Source organism: Pirellulales bacterium (genome assembly GCA_035546535.1).
In the GTDB taxonomy this organism is placed as follows: domain Bacteria; phylum Planctomycetota; class Planctomycetia; order Pirellulales; family JACPPG01; genus JACPPG01.
The window spans coordinates 1-22055 of sequence record DASZWQ010000037.1 but is presented as its reverse complement, the minus strand read 5'-3'; the positions used below and the strand labels follow the sequence as shown (position 1 = coordinate 22055).

Genomic DNA, 22055 nt, shown 5'->3' with positions numbered 1-22055 from the left:
TGGCGGCGGGGAACTGGGCCGGTTAGACGCTCTGGCACAATTGTAGTCCGCCAATCCCCGGACCGCCAAAGGGGGCGGTTGCGAACCACTTGCAGGGCGCCGCTGTCTTGCTCACGATCAGGGCAAATGCCGTTCGATTTCTCTGACCACGAGTGAAGCCCCGAGCCGATGTCGATCACGATCCGTCCGCTTGTCGAAGCCGATCTGCCCGTGGTCGATCGCATTCTGCAGTCCGCATTCGATCGGACGCACAGCTTCATTCCGATGCTGCGGCTCAACGGCGCCGCGCAGCCGGGCAATCAGTGCGTGGCAATACTCGACGACCGAGTCGTGGCGACTGTTGGGGCCGTCGACTTTGGCCGTTTCGCCTACGTGGCCCTGATGGGAGTCGATCCGGCGTACCACCGTCGTGGCATCGCTCGAAAGATGATGGAGTACGTGTTGGCGCGTTTGGACGAGCATGGCTGTCCCGTCGTATTGCTCGACGCCACCGAGGCCGGCGCCGCGCTGTACGAGCAATTGGGCTTCGTCGATGATTCGCAAGCCTATGAATATGAAGGGGACGTCACAGGCGCCAGTGGTTTTGCCGGCGGAAGCGTTGAGCTAATGACGCCGGATATGCTTGCCGAAGTGTCGGCGTTCGACCGGATTCGCTTCGGCGCCGATCGAGGCACGGTATTGCAGATCCTGCTTGCCGAGACGCCCGACCGCGCGCTGGTCGCTCGCGACGCCCAGGGCCGGATCACTGGTTACGCCTTCGCGCGCGTCGTGCTCGGGCCGTGGGTTGCCGACGACATCGAGACGGCCGAGCAGCTTCTGGATGCGGCCGTGAGATTAGATGGCGAGCCGTCGGCGCACGTCCTCGTGCCGCGGTCGAACCAGTGGGCCGTGGAACTTTTGGAACGTCGGGGATTGCACCGCATCCGTCGGCTGCGGCATATGCGCCGTGGCGGTACTGGAGCGCAGGGGGATCCGGAATGCTTGTTCGGCCAGGTGAGTTTCGGCTTGGGGTAATGCCTGTAGCCGGCCTCTGCGAGGCCGTTAGATTTGCGCGCTTCTCCGGGTCACAGACCCCGGCTACAGAATGCACGTCCGCGCGACAGCGGTCGGGTTCTACGTTACAATCGCGGGACGATTGTTCCGATCCGATTCTCTAACTCACCGTACCGTCGGTTTTCAAATACCGCGGGATAGCAAAACATGTCTGAGCGAGTTGTGCTCTTATCGATTCCCGGATTGCGCGCGCAAGATATTGCCGCGATGCCGAACCTGGCCCGGCTCGCCGCAACCGGCGAGCAAACCGCGCTGGTCCCCAGTTTTCCCTGCGTGACATGCCCCGTGCAGTCTGCCATGACCACCGGCGCGCTGCCGGCCGAGCATGGCGTGGTGGCCAATGGTTTTTACTGGCGCGATAAGCAAGAAATCGAAATGTGGACCGCCTGGAACGATTGCATCCAGCGGCCGCAGATTTGGGACCTGCTGCACGAGCGCGACCTGGGCATCTCGTCGGCGGTGTGGTTTCCGCTGCATAGTAAGGGTTGTGGCGCCGACTACATCTGCACGCCGGCCCCGATTCACAATCCTGACGGCACCGAATCCCTGTGGTGCTACACAAAGCCGACCGAACTGTACGGCGAACTACGCGACGCACTGGGCCATTTCCCACTGCAACACTTTTGGGGACCGATTGCCAACATCAAATCGAGCGCGTGGATCATCGATTCAGCCATTCACGCGGCGCGCACCTGGAAGCCCGATTTCTTTTACGTCTATCTGCCGCACCTCGATTACGCGGCGCAGAAGAACGGGCCCGACAGCCCCGAGGCCAAGGCTGCACTTGCAGCGCTCGACGAAGTGCTGGGAAAATTGCTCAGCGCGTTCAGGCAGATCTATGGCGAACGCGAACCTTTGTGGCTCGTGGCCAGCGAATACGCGATCGTGCCGGTCGATCACGTGACGTATCCGAATCGGGTTTTGCGCGAAGCCGGGCTCTTGAAAATCAACGCGCGCAACGATGGCGAGCACATTGACCTCGCCCAGAGCGCGGCCTGGGCACTTGTCGATCATCAGTTCTCGCACGTTTTTGTGCGCGATCGCGATCCGGCGACGATCGAGCGCGTGGCGGAGTTGTTTCGCGACCGCGAAGGATTCGCCGAGGTGTTGCTCGCGTCGGACCAAAATTCCTATGGCCTGCGGCACGAGCGATCGGGCGACGTGGTGCTCGTCTCGACGCCCAACAGTTGGCAGGCGTATTACTACTGGCTCGACGACGCGCGGGCGCCGGGCTTCGCCCGCACCGTGGACATTCATCGCAAGCCCGGTTACGACCCGGTAGAGCTATTCTTCGATCCGGCGACGAAGGGCATTCCGCTGAATGCCAACCTGGTGCGCGGCTCTCACGGTGCGCCGGCCCGCGAGCCTTTCCAACGCGGCGTCATCGTTTCGTCCGAGCGCGGCGTGCTGGTCGGCAACGCCCTGGCCGACACCGACGTGTGCGACCTGGTGCTACGGCAGTACGGGATGTGAGCAAACGTGGGCAGTCGAGCGAGCGCTATGCCACGGCACTTCCTCACAAAAAACCCTCGCTGGCGCTTCGGGCTGGTAAGTCCTGACGCTACAGCTCCGCCGCTTCCGGCAATTCGGGCGGTGTGAATTGAAAGCCGCGGCTCTGGCTGAAGAATTCCAGCGGATTGTCGTACACGATCCGGCGGATCAACGACTCGGGATGCCCGCGCAAACGCATGGCCATGATGAAGTCGGGCACGGCCGTCGGTTTCGAGGGCCCCCAATCACCGGCCGAATTCACAAGCAGCCGCTCGGGCCCGTACATTTCGACCATGTCGACGGCCCGTTGCGGGTTGCACTTGCTCACCGGATAGAGCGTCATGCCGGCCCAGAACCCCGCGTCGAGTACGTGGCGGATGGTGTGTTCTTCGACGTGATCGACCAGCACCCGGCCGTGATCCAGGCGCCGATCGTCGCAGAGCATATCCAGGATCATCCGCGTCCCCTTGAACTTGTCTTCCAGGTGGGGCGTGTGGATGAGAATTTGTTCGTTGGTCTTAGCGGCCAGGTCCAGGTGCTCGAGGAAGATGATCGATTCGTTGCGCGTGTTCTTGTTCAGCCCGATCTCGCCGATGCCCAGCACGCCGGGTCGATCGAGAAATTCCGGAATCATGGCAATGACTTCGCGCGACAGGCTGACGTTCTCGGCCTCTTTGGCGTTGATGCACAGCCAGGTGAAGTGCTGCACCCGATACCAGCCGGCGCGCTTCGGCTCGAACTCCGTCAGTTGGCGGAAATAGTCCCGGAAGCCGTCGACGCTGCCGCGATCGAAGCCGGCCCAGAAGGCAGGCTCGCTCACCGCGACGCAACCCATCTTGGCCAGCGTCTCGTAATCGTCGGTGACGCGCGAGACCATGTGAATGTGCGGGTCGATGTAGTACATGCGCTTGCTACCTAACGAGGGCGGACGCCGAGCGTCGTGCGCCACGCTTCGTCGTAAGGAATGGAAAAGATCAGTTGCACCTGCTCGGCCCGATCGGCTTCGGCACCGTGGGCATGTTTTGCTCGCAGCACGTCGAGGGCCTGCCCGATGGCGGCCATCCGCGGATCGTTGGCCGGCGGGCCACCGGCCCGATCCAAGCGATCGAGCGCGGCCCCCAGCTCAAGAATACGAGCGCGCAGCTCGAGGAATTCCCGATCAAGTACCGATTGTGCGGTCGCAGAGTTGCTCACGGCTGTGGCCCCGGCTGAGAGGGAGGCGGCATGAACCACGATGGGCCGCCTATTGAAGTTTTGACCGAGGAAGACCGGAAATCAAGCCGCACCGCTCAGCGGTGGTAGCCGGCCGCAACAGTCCGACGTGTGACAAACGGTTTACGCTGTCAGATCGAGGCTGCCGCCTAGCGCCCTATCGGGCTGATCGCCGGAAGCATCCGGGACGGTGTCGCGCGGCGTGGATTGATGCGAGGCCTGCCAGGGTGGGCGCTCGGCCGATTCGCGGTCGTCTGGCACGTCGTTGTCTCCCGCGGCGCCGTCGAGCGCGGCGGCCGCATCCGAACGTCGCTGTCCCTCGACGAGCCGTGCCCGGGCGTCGGCCGAGTGCGCAGCGCGCTCCGCCGCGGGTCCCTTGGCCTGGGCCAAGGGGACCGCTGCCATGTCATGCATTGGCGATAGGGGACTGATGCTCATGTGCGGACCATCCTTAGATGGATAAGGAAATGGACGTTCACTACCGCACTAATTCCGAAGGAATCGACTCGCAGTTCTCATATCAGCCCGAAGCGCCAGCGAGGGTTTTCCCGCGCGGCACGAACGCCATGCGTCCCTCGCTGGCGCTTCTGGCTAATAGCGTCGTTGCGCCGGCATTTGATTCGGTTGTTGGCGTGTTCCCGACGGTGCGTTGGTTGTGCCTGTGCCCATGGCTTGCAGCTCGGCCTGAATTTCGCGCAGCGCCTCGTTCACCGCCGGCAGCGCCTCTTTGCGTACTTCCGGATGATTGATCGAGCCGTCGACGTAGATGGCCATGAGCTGCTGGCTGGCGCCGCCCAGGACGTCGCTCACCAGGGGCACTTTCCATTGGTCGCGACCGACGACGGTGTAGAACATCAATTGCAGCTGTTTGTCGGTCCCCATTTCGCCCGTGCCGCGCAGGCTGATGGCGTCGCCGCTGAAATTGATTCGGTCGAAGTAAATGTGCTCGCCGGCCAGATGGAAATCGATATCGCTCGTCGAGAAGGCGTGCGTGTCGGGCACGCGCAGGCTGAGGATCTTCAGCAACGAGACCATTGCCGGCAATTGGTACACGTCGGCGTTCCGTAGCTCGGCATGTCCCGCGCCCTCGGCAAGATTGAAGCTCGAGCCTTGCCCGTGAATGTTGACGTGGCCGGAAATATCGCCGGTCAGTTTCTGACGGCCGGCCAACATGTCTTGCGCTAACCGCGCGAGCTGGGCCTGCACCACGACGGCGTCGAAGTTGTAATGCGAATTGGCGCCGAACGAAACCCAGCCGTCGGTGCGAACCGAGCCACCGCAGCAATGTCCTGTGACGCTGCGGACCGGTTCTCCTTGCGGCGGTGGCACACTCGCGCCCAAGAGCAGCTTCTGATCGTCGATCCACACCGGCCCGCGCACTTCGGTGAACTGAAAGTCCTTGTAGGTCAGCGAATCGAGAATCAATTCGCCGCGCGAGCGGAACTCGCGGCCGTCGAATTCTCCGCCCAGCCACAAGCGTCCGTTGATATTGTCCAGCGGCACGCTGTAGGCCATGCGCACCTGGTGCAGATCACAGCGCAAATCCCAGCCGGCGCGCAACGGCTCTTGCGGCCGACCGGAACTGGAGAGGTCGAAGCGGCCGCGCAGCGCGACCGGGCCCGAGAGGTGCATGTCGGTCATGGCCTTTTTGAGCTTCGGCGGCAAGGCCTGCATCAGGTCGCGGTCGGTCGTGAGCCGGTTGCAATCGAGGTTCTCCAGGTGCAGCCGCCAGCCGCCCCCGGCGTCGACCTCGCAGAAACCTCGCCCCGTCACGTGGGTTGCCGGACCGTGCTGCGCGGCCAAACGATCGAGGATCACGCGGCCGTTCTGGTAATCGAACTGACCGCGCACTTTTTCCAATCGGTACGGAAAGTATCGTGGCTGCACGCTCACCGTGTCTTGTACCGGCGCACCCGTGACATGAATCTGCGGGTCGCGCCAGCCGGTCTGGTGAACGACGTCGACGCGCAGGTCGGCGGCGCCCGTCGGATTCAGTTCGTTCCACAATTGCCGTGCCGAGGGACGCAGCGCATCGCGCAGCTCTTCTTCCAGTGGCACGTTCATGGCCGCGAAGTGCAGCACCAACACGTCTCCCTCGGGCCCGGGCTTCATGTCCCCCTGGCACCGCACCAGGCCCGTGTCGTTCGTGCCTTGCAGATCCTGCAGGATCCACGTCTTGTCGTTCGACTCGACGATGCCGCGGACGTTGTGCAGCGGGTAGGGGAACTTTGCGTAGCGGATGTCGCAGCCGTTGAGACGGATCGAAATGCGGCTGTGCAGCGGTGAATTGGGCTCGCGATGATAGTGGACGAACAGCCCGATCGAACCACGCGCGTTCAGCGATTCGACGATTTCGCGCGGCTTGGGCGGCAGGGCCAGCGTCAGTTTTTGATCGACGCGCAGATTGCGCGTGTCGACCGTCACCGAGCCCGTCCAATCGGGTCCCGGCTGACGAATGTCGCCTCGTAAGCGCACCGGTTCGACGTCGCTGTAGGCTGTCATGTCGACCGTCAGCGCATTATTGCGCAACGTAACCTGGCCGGAGCCGTGCTCGAGCCGATAGGGAAATTTTGGATAGGTGAACGCCACGTTATGGCACGCCACCGCGACGTCGGGCGTCCATTGCACGCCGTCGAATTGGAGCGTTGCATCGAGATCGATTTCCCCCTCGGGCTGCGATTGCTGCCAGGCTTCCTGGTACTTGTCGGGCAAGATCGCCGACAATTGCCGATCGAGCTTGAGCTGCGTCGCATGCGCCACGAGCGTCATCGGCGCCTTCTCGTCGAAACCGTCGCGCCGCACCGCCAGGGCAATGGTTGCCGGCCCACTGTTGGCGGTCAGATCGTCGATGGCGAAGCCACTGCTGGTAATGTGGAACCCGGCTTTCAGCTCGGTGAGCGGGTGGGGTAAGCGCGAATCGTCCAGGCGGCCGCGGCTGAGTTGCCCCGAGATGTCGTAGGTCCAAGGGACCGGCGCGCCGGCCGCGTAACGCACGTCGAATTTGCCCTTCACCTGCCCTCGCAAGGTTTCCAGCAAGTTCAGCCCTTGAGGACATTCGTAGGGAATGTCGCGGACCAACTCGGGCGTGACATCCAAGCCGTCGACGATTCCGCTGAGCGTGATGCCGCCGCTCGCAGGATCGAACGTTCCGGCAAGCTCCACGCGGCGGATGCTCTCGGCCGCGCAATACCCGTTGATCGCCAGCAGGGGATGGCCGGGCTTGGCCTGCGCACCGTTGTAACGACCGACTTTGAAATACGCGTCGCGAACGGTGAATGACTTGGGTGTGTTCTTGAGCGGGTCGAAGAGTTCCAGCGTAGCTGCTTCGATCGTGATCAGCGGCGGCCGATCGCCGAAGTGTGGCAGCGGAAACAACCGGCTTGTGCTCCAGGTTTTATCCGGCCGGTGGGTGGCGCGGATCGTAGGACGCCGGGCGATGATCTCGGAAATCGTCGGCATGCCTTGGACGAGCGTCTTCAGATCCGTGTCGCAGACGATGAACAGCTCGTCGAGATAGGCCAGCTCGGCGCGCGGGCCGTCGGCATGCGGATCGACGATCGAGACGCCGCGCACCTGGATTCCGCCCTCGACAATCGCGGCCGAATGGACGCTGACTTCCAGGTTTTGTTGTTTGTAGTGCTTGGCGAACATCGACTCGACGTATCGGCGTGCGGTCTCGTCCAGCCGGCGATACAAATAGGGAGCCGCGGCCAGCACACCAATCACGGTGGCCACCGTTCCCCATTTGAAGAAGAACCAGCAGAAGTTGATCGTCGGCTTGATAATCGGAAAGCGTCCTTGCTTACCTCGGAATCGATCGTGGTCGCCGTGACGTCGCGGGTCGGGTGCGGCGGTTATGCCTCGCGCAGATCGCCCGCGGCGGGAGCCGATCCTTGGCCTTTGTGCGGCGGATAAAACATGAGCGCGCCGGCGCCCAGGATCGCCAGGGGCAACATGGCCGGCTCGCGATAGCGCAACGAGCTGACGAAGATCATGTGCAAAAGAGTCAGGTACACGGCCGGCAGCCAGCACAGCGCATAGGACCAGCCGCGCGGCGTGAATCGAAACGCGCCGATGAGCGCCAAGAGCAATAAAGGCACATACGTCGCGGCCACGGCCATGCGCATCGGCCAACTGCGGAACTCGGCCTCGTTCGGCCACACGTTCCACATACGCACGAACTTAACGAGCGCCAACTGCAAAGCTCGGCCAGGATGCGTTTCGACCCACTCGAGCGATGCGCTTCGCAGCCGGCGATCGAGCCGATATTCGAACGACTCACCCCCCTCCGGCTCCTGCTCTTCGAGGGCCACGAACCCGGGCACAAACGACATCTCGCTTGCGCCTGTGGCGCGTGGATTCAATCCGTCGTACAGGCTGGCGCCGACTTGCAGCGTGGTGGGCACAAAATGCCCGGTGACGCGATAGTTGCGCATCCACCAAGGAGCCATGACGATCGCCAGCCCGACAAGCGAACAAACGCCGCACAGTAAGTGCCGTTTCAAGTGACGTCCCGAGAGGAGCCCGACAGCCAAGGCAAAGGGGACGAAGAGGAGCCAGCTGGGCCTGACGAGCGAGGCCGCGCCCGCGCAGCAACCGGCTGCGACGGCCAGCGCGATCGTGGCCTTCGTTCCCGCGCTTTGCCAGGCAAGCGTTGTGGCAAGTAGCTGCGCGATCAAGAGCGGGCAGAAGGCCGCCTCGCTCAGGATAAAGACACTCGTGCCGATCGCGCCGGGATAGAGAGCAACGATCGTCGCGGCGACGAGCCCCGTGCGACGATCGAAGAGCCGCACGGCCAAAGCGTAAACGCCGAGCACGGCGAGCACGCCGAGCACGGCATTGAGCGCGATCGCCGCGCTGACGGGCGGCTCGCGCCCCGCCGTAATGAATAGCCCGGCCAGGATCAACGGATAGCCGGGCGTGCGAAAGACCATGGCCGGCGGCGTACCGAATGCATAGGGCTCGCCGCGCGCCATCGCCCCGGCAAGCGACCAATAACTTTCGCTATCGGGAAAGGCGAATCGCGCGCCGGGCGGAAGTTGCGCTTGCCACCACAGCCCCATGCCCAGGCGCATCGCCAGCGCGACGATCAGAACCCACACGAGTGGGCTGCGGGCGAATTTCGCGAAGCTCATCGGGGGCGGCTCGCGCGACGGGAATGGTCCACGCTCAACTCAGAAAGGCCGCACATGTTACGGCGATTTGCGCCGCAGGGTCAAGGCAGCCTGAGGGCCCGCGACATGCGCTTCCGAACGGCTTCGCGCAGGAATGCCAGCACGGCTCGAGCGTCATCTGATCGCAGGATCTCGGGAAGCCTGCAACCCTTTCATAACCCGTAAGCTTTGCCATTTACTTCGCAGCTGGGGGTTCAAGGGAGATGCGAAAGCTGCAATTTTCGCGGGAAATGATTTACCTAGGCGGTGCCGGGGTTATACTCCACAGTCCGCTTTTGCTGCTGGCGCGCCCGCGACCGGTCCTACCTGTTGCTTTTGAAGCTCGAACGCGCGGTGATGGCACCTTGCGCAGCAAGCAAGCAGTGACGAACGGGACTTTTCCTGGCGCGGTTGAGCTGTCGAATTCTTTGCACTCGGAGACATCGGTAATGCAGTCCAACGGCAAGATCTTTTGGGCCAGCTTCCTGACCCTGATCGCGGCGGGAATGGGGTTTGCCGTGCGCGGCGATGTGCTGGCCGAGTGGAGCCGCATCTTCGGTTTCACCAAGACCGAGCTGGGCACGATCACCGGTGGCGGCTTGACTGGCATGGCCTTTACGATCATCGGCTTCAGCCTGTTTGCCGACCGCGTCGGTTACAAGGCGTTACTGATCGGCGCGTTTTTGCTGCACGTGTCGTCGGCCTTGGTGACGTTGGCCGCCACGCCTGTGTTCGAAGCGGCCGGCAAAGACGCGACGTACTGGTGCCTGTACGTCGGCATGTTCATGTTCTCACTGGCCAACGGCATGTGCGAGGCGGCCATCAATCCGCTTGTCGCCACGCTCTATCCAAAACAGAAAACGCATTACCTCAATATCCTGCACGCCGGTTGGCCGGGCGGATTGATCCTGGGCGGATTGTTGGCTTTCTGCTTTGTCGGCGAGCGCTGCGTCGTCACGCAGTTGCGCTGGGAAATCCCTATGGTGTTCTTCCTGGTGCCGACGCTGTGGTATGGGTTTATCACATTCAAGGAAAAATTCCCCATCTCCGAAGCCCGGGCCGCTGGTGTCAAGTTTGGCGAAATGCTGGCCGAGTTCGCGGCCCCCGTCCTGTTGTTTTTGCTGTTCTTGCACGCCCTGGTCGGATACGTCGAACTGGGAACGGACAGTTGGATTACGAACATCATGGGCGGCTACATTCGCAACAGCGTGCTGCTCCTGGTCTACACGGCGGGCCTGATGTTCGTATTGCGTTTCTTTGCCGGGCCGATCGTCGAACGCATCAATCCGCTTGGTCTGCTGTTTGTGAGTGCTTTGTTGGGCTCGACCGGCTTGTTCATGATGGGGAACATGCTGGGCGCCGGCACCACGGTGGGCATTCTGGTGGCGGCCACGATTTACGGCGTCGGCAAGACCTTTCTCTGGCCCACCATGCTCGGCGTCGTCGGCGAACGCTTTCCCAAGGGGGGCGCGCTGACGATGGGCGCCATGGGCGGTATCGGCATGTTGTCGGCCGGCCTGCTGGGCGGACCGGGCATCGGCTACACGCAAGATGTCAACGCGTCGGCCAAGTTGCAGCAATTGAATCCGACGGTCTTCGAGCAAGTGAAGTCGGACGAGCAGAACCACTTCCTGTTCTTTCCGCCCGTCGCCGGATTCGACGGTACGAAAGTCGCGGAGCTGCCGAAGGACAGCGAGGCCGCGACCGAAGTGAAAGAGGCTACCGACTATGGCGGCCAGATGGCGCTGAAAGTCACGGCTGCCATCCCGGCCACGATGGCGGTTGGGTATTTGCTCTTGTTGCTCTACTTCCGCGCGATCGGCGGCTACAAGCTCGTCGAGATCGGCCCTGGTGGTAAGGAAGTGGAAACCAGCCATCGCCCCACGGCCAAAGAAGCCGTGTACGTCGACTCGCGCGCCGACCAGGCGTGATGACGCGCGCTCGAAGACACGATTGCCGTCGAGTGGCGCACGTCGTCGAAGATTTCCGTTTGCCTGCTATCGCGGATCTGCCGCGACTCACGCGCAAGTGACGAACGACTTTGCCGATTATTCCGCATGCGCGGGCGCTGCGTGACAGCAGTGCTGGCCAGCGTTGCATTCCTTGTCCGCCGCGGTGCGCAGCGATAAACTACGTTTCCACAGCGTTGCGAAAAACGCACGCGACAACCGCACAAAATTCCCATCGTCGCGTAGACATAACTGTTTCGCGACAGAGACCGCGCCGCTCGTGAAGTGGCGCGAAACGACAGGAGCGAGAAATATGAAGACGATTCTGACCGCAGCCGCGATTGCACTGTTGGGTATCGGAACGGCCGGTGCCGGAACCTACCGCTTGGATACGGTGCAGTCGGCCCTGCCGATCAACTATCCGGTGTACGCTCCGGTTACCGTGGCTCAGGCTCCGGTGATCGTGCAGCAACCCGTGGTTGCCGCCCCGGCCGTCGTTGCCCCGGCGCCCGTCGTGGCCCCCGCTCCGATTGTCGCTCCGGCTCCCGTCGTCGCTCCGGTGACGACGTACTATGCTCCGGCGCCTGTGTATTACGCACCCGTGCGTGCCCGGACGATCGTTCGTCCGTGGGGGGCCCGCACGGTTTATCGCTACTGGTAAGCCGCGGCCGGCGGACTTAGGCTAGTGCTTTGTCGCATCGATCGTTCGCTATGGACGCGACGCGCAGAGTACGAGGCATGCATGGCCGCCGAGCCGCTTGTCAGCGGCGGTCATGCTGTAGCAGCCCTTGGATGTTGCTCTTGCGTGGGGCGTTTCTAGCGCCGAAAGCGGCTCTTGCCGCGCGCGGAATCGTTGGCTGCTGGTTGGCAGCACGCAGGCATGAAACATCGGACACGCGCTGCTGGCCAGGAGAACTCGGGCAAGATCGCGCCGGGTAGCTCACGATCGAAGATCAGCCTGCGTCAGGTGGGACGCCTGGCCGGGGCGTTCGTTATCGCGCTGGCCGTCTGGTTCACGTACCGCGGCCCGTTGGACGGCCCCTTCATTTTCGACGACGTGCCGACGATCATCGGAAACACGTCGATTCGAAGCTTGTGGCCGCTCGTGAGTTTTTCCGATCGTCGCGGTCCGCTCCAGCCGCCGCCGCAAACCTCGGTTACGGGCAGGCCCGTGGCGAACCTGTCGCTGGCGATCGACTACCACTTCAGCCAACTGCGCCCGCGCGGCTACCGCATAACGAATATCGTGTTGCACGCACTGGCGGCCATTGTGCTGGCGGTGGTCGTGCGACGCACGTTGTGCCTCGAATTCTTTCAAGGTCGGTTCGCCGCAGTCGCTGATCCGCTGGCGTTTGCGGCGGGGCTTCTATGGGCTCTGCATCCGCTCAATACCGAGTCGGTCGCCTATGTGACCCAGCGCAATGAAGTGTTGATGGGGTTGATGTATTTGTTGACGCTCGACTTTGCCCAGCACTATTGGTCGGCCGAGCGTCGTGGGACTCGCGCGGCCTGGCTGGTTTGTGCGACCGTCGCTTGCCAGTTGGGGATGCTCACGAAAGAGATGATGCTCTCTGCACCGGCGATGGTGCTGTTGTACGAGCGCACTTTCTTGCAAGGCTCGTTCCGGCGTGCCCTGCTAAAGTCGTGGCCACTTTATCTCGGGCTTGCCACGGCATGGCTGTCGCTCGCGCTGTGGAACTTGCAAGGGCCGAGCACCGAAGCCGGCGGCTTTCACCTGGGTATTTCTGCGCTCGAGTGGTGGTGTACGCAGGCGAAGGTGGTGTTCCTGTACTTGAAATTGACGATTTGGCCCTGGCCCTTGGTCGTACACTACGAAATGCCGTACCTGAACACGGTCGCCTTGGCGTGGCCTTGGGTGCTTGGCGCGGCGGTTTTGTTGATTGGCGTTTTGGTCCTCGTGGCGCGGGGGACGGCATTGGGCTTTGTCGGCGCCTGGTTCTTTGCCATTCTTTCACCGACGCTTGTGATCCCGATCGCCACCGAAGTCGCCGCCGAGCGGCGGATGTACGTGGCCCTGGCCGCAGTAATTCCGGCTGCTGTCACGGGCTGCTACATGCTCGTCCGGCACATCGTCGAAAGGCGCGCCTCGTCACGCCGCCGGTCGACCAGCAACGCTCCGCTGATGATGACCCTGCTCATCGCGCTCGTGCTGGCCGGCGCATACGGCTTGATCGACGTACAGCGGCTCGAGGTTTACAAAAACGCCTATGCCTTTTGGAGCGACGCGGCTGAGAATCAGCCCGACAGCCCGCTCGTGCTGTTGAATCTCGGTGGCGCTCTGGAAGACTTGGGGCGCCGCGCGGAAGCTCTTCCTTATTACGAGCGCGCGGTGCAGATCCAGCCCAACCTGTTCATGTGTCATTTTCGCCTGGCCGAAGCCTTGGCCGGGACCGGGCGTTTCGAGGAAGCGGAACCGCAATATCAGGAAGCAGTGCGGCTCAATCCGGAGATGGCCGCAGGCCATTACGGTCTGGGGCAGACGTTGCGCCGGCTCGGCAAGACACAGGAAGCGAAGGGCCAACTGGAACTGGCGGTGAACATTTTCCCCGGTTTCGCCAGAGCGCATTTCGCGCTGGGGGGATTAGCGGAACAAGAGGGAAACCGAGCTGCGGCGCGTGAGCACTATGAAAGCGCGATCCGTGCGCAAGGCAATTTTGCCGCAGCCCGGCGTGCGCTAGGCCTGCTCTTGATGGAGGCAGGTGAGGTCAGCGAGGCCATCGAACAATTCCGCCGTATGCCCCCTTCGGCCGACGCGTGTGGCAATCTGGCGATTGCTTATTCGCGCATCGGCCGCTCGAAGGAGGCGTTGGCGATGGCGGAAGCCGGAGCGCTCATGGCGCGCTCGCAAGGACAAGCCGACCAGGCGGCGCAGTTAGAGGCTTGGGCGAAAAGCTACCACCAATCATTGCCGGCCGCGACTTCCGACCGGGCGTTGCCCGATGGCAAAGCTCCATGAACGCGCGCAGGAAAGATCGGACGTCGGCCGCGGCACCGCGAAGGGATCCACCCAATGGCGCTCGCGTAGTTGTTGCCGAAAACCGCCATGCCAGGGCGTGGTGTTGGGGCGGCGCGGTGCTGCTGGTGGTGGCTATCGGACTGACGTATCGCGATTCGCTGAGCGCGCCGTTCATCTTCGATGACCTGGCCACGGTCGTTCATAATCCCTCGATACGCTTTTTGTGGCCGGCGATAAGCTTTTCGGGCCAGTACAGCCCGCTGCAACCCGCACCGGGATCTCCGGTGCATGGCCGACCGGTGGTGAACCTGTCCCTGGCGGCGAATTACCACTTCGCGGAGTTGGACCCGCGATCGTATCGTGCGACGAATATCGCACTGCACGCTTTAGCGGCCATCGTTCTGGCGGCGATCGTTCGACGGACGCTGCGACGGTCGTTCTTGCAGGAACGGTTTGCTGCCGTGGCGGACCCATTGGCAATCGCCGCGGCGCTTCTATGGGCTTTGCACCCGCTGGCAACGGAATGCGTTGTCTATATCACACAGCGCACGGAAGTGCTGATGGCACTCTGCTATTTTCTGACGATGTACATGGCGCAGCGTTATTGGGCGGCAGAGCCCACGCGCGGCCGTGCTGGCTGGCTGACGTTGGCCGTGCTGTGCTGCCTGCTGGGGATGTTGAGTAAGGAGACGTGCGCGACGGTTCCGGCGGTCGTCCTGCTTTACGAGCGAACGTTTGTCGCCGGATCGTTTCGCCAGGCGCTGCGCGCCTCGTGGCCGCTGTACCTGGGCCTGATCCTGACCTGGCTGCCGCTGGCTGCACTGAACCTGCACGGCCCGCGCACGCCGGTCGTCGGCTTTGGTAATGGTGTGACGGGTCCTGAGTGGTGGTTGACGCAGTCGAAAGTGTTGTTTCTGTATTTGAAACTGATTGTCTGGCCGTGGCCGCTAGTGATTCATTATGCGATGCCGTATTTTCCGGACGTTGCAGCCGCGTGGCCCTGGGTGATCGGGGCCGCGGTGCTTGCAACCACCGTTGCATGGTTGACGCATCGTGGCAAATCGTTGGGATTCGTCGGCGCAAGTTCGCTTATTGTCTTGTCACCAACGCTTTTGGTGCCGATCGCCACCGAGGTGGCCGCCGAGCGCCGCTTGTACCTCGTGCTCGCGGCGGTCATTCCATGGGTCGTGGCCGGTTGCTACGCGTTGTCGAGCCGCATGCTCGCTGGACGAATCTCGCGCGGCCGCCGATCGAACGAGGCTCTGCCACTGCGGCTGACGATGGTCGGCGTATTGTGCGCGGCCGGCTGCTATCTCCTGCTCGACGTGCGGCGCGTGGCTGTTTATGCCGACGAAGTCACCTTGTGGCGCGACGCCGAGAAGCACCAGCCCGAGAATTCCTTGGTGCAAATCAATCTGGGAGACGCGCTGGAAAGAACGGGGAAAGTCGACGAGGCGATCCAGCATTACGAGCGGGCCCTCCAGCTTGCGCCGAACTTCGTGGGGCATCAAAGCCTGGCCGGCGCGCTTGAGTCCGCGGGCCGGCTGCCCGAGGCGAAAGAGCACTACGAAGAGGCGCTGCGCCTGCGTCCCGACATGGCGGCGCTGCATTTCAGTTACGCGCGGCTGCTCGTGAAGCAGGGAGAAACCGATCGAGCCCGAAGCGAATACGAGCAGGCGCTCGCGCTCTTGCCCGACTACCGCATACATTACGCGCTTGCGGAATTGGACGAGACGGCAGGCAAGCCGGAATCGGCGCGGCAACATTATAGCGAGGCGCTGCGACTAAAACCCGATTACGCCGCGGCCCATAAGAGGCTGGGGATTCTGCTCGTCGGCGCCGGCCAGGGCGCGGAAGCAATTGAGCATTTCGAACAGGTGTTGCGCCTCGAGCCATCGATCCAGGCCCACGCGAATCTGGCCGTTGCCTGTGCGCAGGCAAAGCAGCCGGAGCGTGCGCTGGCGGCCGCCGCGTCGGCGGTACAAACGGCCCGCGAACAAGGGCAGCCGGCCGAAGCGGCGCGTCTCGAAGCCTGGGCCAGGTCCTATCGGGAGTCGCTGGCGAACGGCGGCGGGCAACCGCAAGTGACGCCGCCGGTTCCGCAGGCGCCATTGACGCCGCGACCGTAAACCTAACCCGGCAGTTGCACCTTAGCGCCGCGATAGTTCATGACGGCGCGCGGTTTCGCGCGGCGGGCAATCTCGGGTAAGGCTTCCTCATGTCCAAGAATCATGAAGATGTCGCCCACGGCCAGTAACGTATCGGGCTGGGGCGCACGAACCAATGTCCCGTCCGCGCGCTTGATCGCCACGACGACGAATCCGCCCTGTCCGCTGACCTCGACATTTCCCACTTTTTGACCCACGAGTGGCGACGCCGCTTTCAGCTCGATTTCCGTCAGCTCCAACCCGATTCGCTTCAGCTCTTCGTTCAGATGCGTTTTGCCGGCGGTTTCCTGCAACAAATCTTCGGCCGAGGGGCGCACGATCATGTGCGCAATCTTTGTGGCGCCGATCAGCGTAGGCAGCACCACGCGATTGGCGCCCGAGCGCATCAACTTCTTTTCGGTCGAAGGCGATTCGGCCCGGGCGATGATCTGAATCGACGGATTCAAATCGCGCGCCGTGAGCGTGACGAACACGTTCGCAGTGTCGTCCGGCAGCACGGCCGCCATCACCTTGGCGCGCGCGATGCCGGCCGCTTCCAGCGTGCGTTCCTCCGAGGCGCTTCCCAGCAGCGCCAGATGGCCGGCGGCCTGGGCCTCGCCCACACGGCTTTCCGAGGTGTCGATCACAACGAACGTCTGACCGGCGGCCGCCAGGTCGCTGGCCAGCATTTGGCCGACGCGGCCGTAGCCGCAGATCAGCGTGTGCCCCTCGAGCTGTTCGATTCCCTTTGACATGCGACGAGTCCCCAATACGCGGTTGATCTCGCCTTCGGCGAGCATTTGAACGAAACCACCCACGACGTAAATGCCCGACGAGCAGCCGGCGATGATCACCCCCATGGTGAAGATCTTGAGGACCGAGTTATCGAGCGGCTTGGCCTCGCCGTAGCCCACGCCGAAGACGGTAATGACGACCATGTAGATGGCGTCGAGCATGTGCCATCCCGCCGCCATGTAGCCCACCACGGCCGCTACGCAGGTGAGGCCGAAGAAGATTCCGCCGATGATGACGCGGCGCGCGGAACTGTTCATGAGAACGCGGCGAGAAAGACAGGGAATCGAAAGACGCGTCTGGGGCGCACGCAAATCCCGCGCCGGGGTCCTGTTTTAGGGCGTTTCCCGGCCTTGGCCCCGGTTCACCCCGGGCCTTACGGAGTTCTCGCTCGGCGGCGCCGTTTTGCGACGGAGCGGTATGCCCAAATGCTGGGCGTTGGAAGCCCGCCAATCGCGAGACTAGCGAGCGGGCAGGCGAAGGGTAAATTGATACCTGGCCAGAACGTTCGAGCGATGGGATTTGCTTCTCGTGCCGCCCGAAATCCTTCAGAACAGAGCCAGTAACATGTCGGAAACGCCCTCCAATTCTCCCGATGTAACCGCCGGCCAGGCTGCGCAGCCCGCGCCACCGTCCCCCGAGGTTCTCAAGGCCGCCTTCAAGGCCTTCAAGAAGCGGTTGAAGTTGACGCAGCTCGACGATGCGTCACGCATCGGGCGTGGGCCGACGAGTTCGGGCGGCCATTCTTCGATTGCGGGCATCACGCCCCCGGATCAATATCCGAAAGCCGTTTGGGAAGCGCTGGCCGACGAAGGCAAGCTCCGCCGCGCCGGGCATGGGACCTATTCGCTCGCGTAGCAAGGCGCTGCGCGACGACCGTGCTCACACGGATTCTTACGTCGAGTAGATCCACCGACCGAGAACAAGTGTCGGGACGAGCAGAACAAGTATGACGATCGCCCACGGCACGCCGCGCACGGAATAGCAGACTACGGCGTCGATGACGATCAACGAGAGGATGCATTCCTTCACGGCCAATTGCACGCGCCGTGGTATCGGCTCGGCAATCGCCGCGGCGGGACGCCGCAGGATCAAAAGCCCGAGCAATCCCCACAGCACGTACCAGCGCGAGCCGATTTCTAACGCGTAAAGCGGCGTCCAGGCCAGCTCGAGCGCGTCGTCCACTGCCGACGGGAAATAGGCGAGCGTCGTCAGGCCCGCGGCCATCACCACGGTCGCGGCGGCTAGTGCCATCCGGTTGCTCTGCCGTGCCTCGGTCCTCGCAAACCAGGTGACGCCGGTAATGTACAGCCCCACGCCCGCGGCCACGATGTAGTGAATCGTGTGCCAGGCACCAGCGGCCGTGCTTGCGCCGAGCAAGACGTTGAGCGTGCGGCAACTCCCCATAATCAATGGGGCCACCGGCGTGCGCTTGAGTACTCGATCATAAGCGAGCACTGCTACGGCAAGTGCCGTGGCCACGATGCCAGGGCGCGCCTCTCCGACAAGCGCGCTTGCTGCCCATCCGAACGCCACGCCCGAACCCAGCATGACTCCGCCCGTGTGCAAAGCCACGGAGAGTGGAATGCGGCCCGAGGGGATGGGCCGCGCCGGACGCTCCTGACGATCGACGGCAACGTCGAAGACGTCGTTCAAAATCATGCCTGAGGTATACAACAGGCAAGACGCCCCCAGCAGGAGCAAAAAGCTCCACCAGGGCTCAAGCGAGTCGTGTACCAGCAGATAGCCGAGGAAGATGTCGGCCATCGCCGTGAAGACGTTGGGCAACCGGAACAGTTGCAGCCACGCCCGCGCGCTCATGCCCGGCGGATCGTTATCGAGTTCGGGCACGACCGGTTCCGATTCGGTTGCCATGGCCCGACGCTCACCGTTTCTGGAAATCGATGCCCACCTTCGCCATCGCCTCGGCCATATAAGTGTACGCCGCACGGGCGGCCTCGTCGGGCTGATCGATGTAGGGATACAGTTCGACCGTGATCCAGCCGTCGTAGCCGGTCGCCTTAATGGCTTTCAGCACGGCCGCGAAATCAATGGCCCCGTGGCCGGGGATCAAGTGGCGATGGACGCGCGTCGAGGCAATATCCTCGAAGTGGTAATGCCGGGCGTAGGGCGCCATCGGGGCGACCCAATCTTGCGGTTGCTCGCCGACGCAGAAGGCGTGGCCGATGTCGAAGTTCAATCCGATCCAGGGAGAATCGATGCGCTCGATAAATTCCAGGAACTGGCCGAAACGCTCGATCATCAGGTCGGGTTCCGGTTCGATCAGCAGGCCGACTTCCAAACGCTCGGCGACTTCGACACACGGCATCAGCTCTTCGTAAAAGATATCGGCCGCTTCGCGCCAGGTCTGGCCCGGCGCGAGCGGTCCGCCCGGCTCGGTCTGCAAATTCTTTGCCCCCATCTCCTTCGCCAGCACCAGCGCGCGTTTCGTATGCTCACGGCGAATAGCGCGATAGTTCGGGTCGGGCTCGATCCACGACGGATGCCAATACGGTTGCCGCGGATCGGCCACGGCATTCATCATGAAGCCGTTGACGTTCGAGACCGTCAGATTGTTTGCCGCCAGGCATTCGCGAATCGCTTGCCGACGCGCGGGCAACAGCCCGACAGGCCAGGCGTGCGGCACGTCGGCCAGTAGCTCGATGCCGGTATAGCCCGCGGCGGCAATCCGCGCGGCGGCTTCTTCGATCGGGAACTGGGTATAGGCGTTCGAGCTGAAGGCAAGTTGCATGCGGATGCGGATCGTAGGTGGGGAGATACAGGCGGCACAACAGGGCCCGCCCGGTAGGAGGCCAGCTTTGAGGAACTATTCTATGCTAAGACAGGCGTGGCCGTCAGAGGCGTGATTTGTCGCGGCCAAGCTTGTTTTCCCCATACGGTTAGGGAGTTGAAAAATCGCCATGTCGCGCCGCCCACTGGAGGATTGGGAGGATCCGGAACCGGACGATGAGGACGATGCCGGTGACGACGAATATATCTGCCCAAGCTGCGGCGCAAGCGTGTACGAGGATTCCGAGCGCTGCCCCGCGTGCGGCGATTACATCACGCCACGTTCAAGGGCGCCGTCGGCGGCCGGCAGCCTATGGTTCTTGATCGCCGTCTTGACGATGATCGGCCTGATGGTGCTGGCAGCGCTTTGGGTGATATAGGCCTTTCTTCTGTAGCCGGGGTCTGCGACCCCGGGACTGAAGGACGAAGGAGGAAGCCAATCGCGTGCTGCTTAATATCGCAACTCTTGTAACTCACCTTGATATGGCCAGTTGTTGGCATTGGAAACAAGCCCTGCTCGGACCGGATTATCTCGAACGTAGATCCATTTCTGCTCGTAACTTTCCTGCGATCGTAGCACGTGATCGAAGAATTCTTCCTGCCACAGAGGAACGGCAAGATTAAGTTCGCGGGCTGCGCGCTTGGCGGTCCATTCCTTCCATTTTCCAACGAGCAGCGACAGCGGCCGACACGCTTCTAGCGGCGCGCAAAAGAAATGGACGTGGTCGGTCATGAGCACGTAACGGCCAACGCGCCAGCCATGGCGCTCGGACACGATGCTCCAAACGTCGCAGCAAATGGTGTGCATTTGCGGTGACGAAAGTTGGCGCCGTCGAGACGCTGTACACGTGGTGATGAAAAAAACCGGTTGCTCAGCCCAGATTCGGTCGAGCCTTGTCAGATGGCCGCCGTTCATTGGTAAACCGTTTGAGATCGAATGTGATCTTGATTCGCTCCGGGGTCACAGACCCCGGCTACAGGTTCCATGACGTGGCCTGGTTCTCAACTGCTCGCGCTGCGGTCGCTTCCCAGCGCACTTTTGAACAACCAGCGCGAGCCGGCCAGACTCGCAATCGTGACCAGGACGGCAAAGCCGGCCAGCGGCCAGTTTTGCGCCTCGAGCGGCTGGCCCAGGATTCGCGCCGGCACGTTCACCACGACCAGAATCGGAATGGCGAAGGTGAATATCTTCCGCAGGGGCGTGCCGATCGGTCCTTCGTAGATCTCCATCGGGTAGCGCGAGAAGTTCGTGATGTAGAACCAGAAATCGTAGATGTTCTGGTTTCTGCCCATCCACACGCTCAGGCTCGAAAGCGCGATCATCAGCGCGTACAGCATCGCCACGCCGCACAGCATGTAGATCGGATACAAGAGCCACTGCACGGGCTGCGGCCAGGCGTCCAGGTGAAACAGTGCCACGATCATCACCACAAACGCAAAGATAAAGTTCGACAATGCCGACCACTCGACCCGCGCGAACGAGATAAGGAACTGCGTATCGATCGGCTTCAGCAGGGCGAAGTCGAGATTGCCGGTGCGGATCAATTCGCTGAACTCGCTCAGGTTCGGCATGAAGAAGGCGCCGACCAGGCTGTTGGCAAATAGCGTCGTGGCTAGAAAGATCAGGAACTGGTATTTGCCCCAGCCCCCTTCCAGTCCGATCGACGGCGAGAGTTTGAAGATCAGCAGGTAAAACGCCAACTGAATCGCTACCCACGAGAGCGACGCCACGCAATCGATGATGAAGTTCGCGCGGAACGTCATGTCCCGCACCAGGCTGTTGTGGGCGAACGTGAGGAACACTCGCAGGTAGGAGGGCTTTTCGCGGGCCGCCATCAGCTAACCCCCGTACCCGCTATAGCGTTTGAGACCGACTTTCAGCACCAGCCGGCTGGCGATGACGAAGAACACGACCCAGGCGGCCTGAACAACCAGGCCCACGACCAGGTCACGGCCCACGATCTTTCCCAGGAATACGGCCACCGGGAAATAGGCCATGTACGGAATCGGCAGCAGATCGACGATCTGTCGCGCCACGTCCGGCAGGATATCGATCGGGAACATCTGGCCCGAGAAGAAGAAGCTGAACAACTGATACACGAACAACAGCGAGCTGACTTCCAGAATCCAAAAGCCCACCATCCCCAGCGTCGCTTCGAGGAAGAATCCCAGCAGGAACGACAACACGAGGGACACGAGAAAAGCACCCATCGTCGCCGCGTCGGGCCAGCCCGAGAAGAATCCACGACAGAGATAAAAGATCAGGGCGTACGGCCCGAAGGCCACCATGTAATAGACGAGCTTGTGCGCCACCCGCGAGAGAAGCAGGAAGCCGATCATGTCGATCGGCTGGATCATGAACTTCTTGATTTCGCCGTTGCGGATTTGCAGGGCGATCGTCGAAGCCAGGCCCGGCATGCTGGAAAAGGCCCGGCTGACGTTGGTCAGCAGCAGGTAGGCGACCATTTCTTCGTATGTGTAACCGGCCAGC

19 protein-coding genes are annotated in these 22055 nt (G+C 62.3%); 8 read left to right on the top strand and 11 right to left on the bottom strand.

All coding sequences use genetic code 11. The annotated features are described in order from the left end of the window. Positions 1-168: 168 nt before the first annotated feature. Together VHD36_04620 and VHD36_04615 are read left to right on the top strand one after the other, a co-directional pair. Positions 169-1014, top strand: coding sequence for a GNAT family N-acetyltransferase (locus VHD36_04620; GenBank protein ID HVU86579.1), 846 nt, complete (start codon positions 169-171; stop codon positions 1012-1014). Positions 1015-1200: 186 nt separating this feature from the next. Continuing rightward, positions 1201-2526, top strand: a complete 1326-nt coding sequence (locus tag VHD36_04615) for an alkaline phosphatase family protein (protein ID HVU86578.1) — start codon at positions 1201-1203, stop codon at positions 2524-2526. A gap of 88 nt (positions 2527-2614) precedes the next feature. On the opposite strand, the gene VHD36_04610 is transcribed toward VHD36_04615, so the two are convergent. The 5 genes from VHD36_04610 to VHD36_04590 all read right to left on the bottom strand — a co-directional run bounded on the left by VHD36_04610 (position 2615) and on the right by VHD36_04590 (position 8891). Next, positions 2615-3448 (bottom strand): TatD family hydrolase, encoded by an 834-nt coding sequence (locus VHD36_04610; protein HVU86577.1) that lies wholly within the window; start codon positions 3446-3448, stop codon positions 2615-2617. An 11-nt stretch (positions 3449-3459) separates the two neighbouring features. Then, a complete protein-coding gene (locus tag VHD36_04605) occupies positions 3460-3738 on the bottom strand; it encodes a hypothetical protein (GenBank protein ID HVU86576.1) in 279 nt (92 codons plus the stop codon). A 141-nt stretch (positions 3739-3879) separates the two neighbouring features. Beyond that, complete coding sequence (locus VHD36_04600) at positions 3880-4194, bottom strand: hypothetical protein (GenBank protein HVU86575.1); 315 nt, start codon at positions 4192-4194, stop codon at positions 3880-3882. Between the two features lie 153 nt (positions 4195-4347). Further along, entirely contained in the window at positions 4348-7491 is a 3144-nt protein-coding gene (locus VHD36_04595; protein ID HVU86574.1) for a hypothetical protein, read from the bottom strand. A gap of 119 nt (positions 7492-7610) precedes the next feature. Further along, positions 7611-8891 (bottom strand): glycosyltransferase family 39 protein, encoded by a 1281-nt coding sequence (locus tag VHD36_04590; protein HVU86573.1) that lies wholly within the window; start codon positions 8889-8891, stop codon positions 7611-7613. A 467-nt stretch (positions 8892-9358) separates the two neighbouring features. On the opposite strand from VHD36_04590, the gene VHD36_04585 reads away from it, so the two are divergent. The 4 genes from VHD36_04585 to VHD36_04570 all read left to right on the top strand — a co-directional run bounded on the left by VHD36_04585 (position 9359) and on the right by VHD36_04570 (position 15964). Further along, the gene (locus tag VHD36_04585) at positions 9359-10840 is read left to right on the top strand and encodes an MFS transporter (protein HVU86572.1); all 1482 of its coding nucleotides are present in this window, start codon (positions 9359-9361) and stop codon (positions 10838-10840) included. 331 nt (positions 10841-11171) lie between these two features. Continuing rightward, positions 11172-11519 carry a hypothetical protein gene (locus VHD36_04580; GenBank protein ID HVU86571.1) on the top strand — a complete coding sequence of 116 codons (348 nt, stop codon included), beginning with the start codon at positions 11172-11174 and terminating at the stop codon, positions 11517-11519. Positions 11520-11738: 219 nt separating this feature from the next. Beyond that, a complete protein-coding gene (locus VHD36_04575) occupies positions 11739-13835 on the top strand; it encodes a tetratricopeptide repeat protein (protein HVU86570.1) in 2097 nt (698 codons plus the stop codon). Between the two features lie 128 nt (positions 13836-13963). Then, positions 13964-15964, top strand: a complete 2001-nt coding sequence (locus VHD36_04570) for a tetratricopeptide repeat protein (GenBank protein ID HVU86569.1) — start codon at positions 13964-13966, stop codon at positions 15962-15964. Positions 15965-15966: 2 nt separating this feature from the next. Here VHD36_04570 and VHD36_04565 read toward each other — a convergent pair whose 3' ends face one another. After that, positions 15967-17034, bottom strand: coding sequence for a potassium channel protein (locus tag VHD36_04565; GenBank protein HVU86568.1), 1068 nt, complete (start codon positions 17032-17034; stop codon positions 15967-15969). 307 nt (positions 17035-17341) lie between these two features. Between VHD36_04565 and VHD36_04560 the strand changes: the two genes are divergently transcribed. Then, positions 17342-17632: a hypothetical protein gene (locus VHD36_04560; protein HVU86567.1), complete on the top strand. Its 291-nt coding sequence runs from the start codon at positions 17342-17344 to the stop codon at positions 17630-17632. A gap of 36 nt (positions 17633-17668) precedes the next feature. Here the strand turns inward: VHD36_04560 and VHD36_04555 are convergent, their stop codons facing one another. Beyond that, a complete protein-coding gene (locus VHD36_04555) occupies positions 17669-18649 on the bottom strand; it encodes a UbiA family prenyltransferase (protein HVU86566.1) in 981 nt (326 codons plus the stop codon). Positions 18650-18659: 10 nt separating this feature from the next. Further along, complete coding sequence (locus tag VHD36_04550; GenBank protein ID HVU86565.1) at positions 18660-19526, bottom strand: sugar phosphate isomerase/epimerase family protein; 867 nt, start codon at positions 19524-19526, stop codon at positions 18660-18662. Between the two features lie 169 nt (positions 19527-19695). On the opposite strand from VHD36_04550, the gene VHD36_04545 reads away from it, so the two are divergent. Continuing rightward, complete coding sequence (locus VHD36_04545; protein ID HVU86564.1) at positions 19696-19944, top strand: hypothetical protein; 249 nt, start codon at positions 19696-19698, stop codon at positions 19942-19944. 71 nt (positions 19945-20015) lie between these two features. On the opposite strand, the gene VHD36_04540 is transcribed toward VHD36_04545, so the two are convergent. From VHD36_04540 to VHD36_04530, 3 genes are all read right to left on the bottom strand, one after another. Then, positions 20016-20480, bottom strand: coding sequence for a transposase (locus VHD36_04540; protein HVU86563.1), 465 nt, complete (start codon positions 20478-20480; stop codon positions 20016-20018). Between the two features lie 86 nt (positions 20481-20566). Next, the gene (locus tag VHD36_04535) at positions 20567-21400 is read right to left on the bottom strand and encodes an ABC-2 family transporter protein (protein ID HVU86562.1); all 834 of its coding nucleotides are present in this window, start codon (positions 21398-21400) and stop codon (positions 20567-20569) included. 3 nt (positions 21401-21403) lie between these two features. Next, positions 21404-22055, bottom strand: a 652-nt coding sequence (locus VHD36_04530; protein HVU86561.1) for an ABC-2 family transporter protein, incomplete at its 5' end; no start/stop codon positions are given.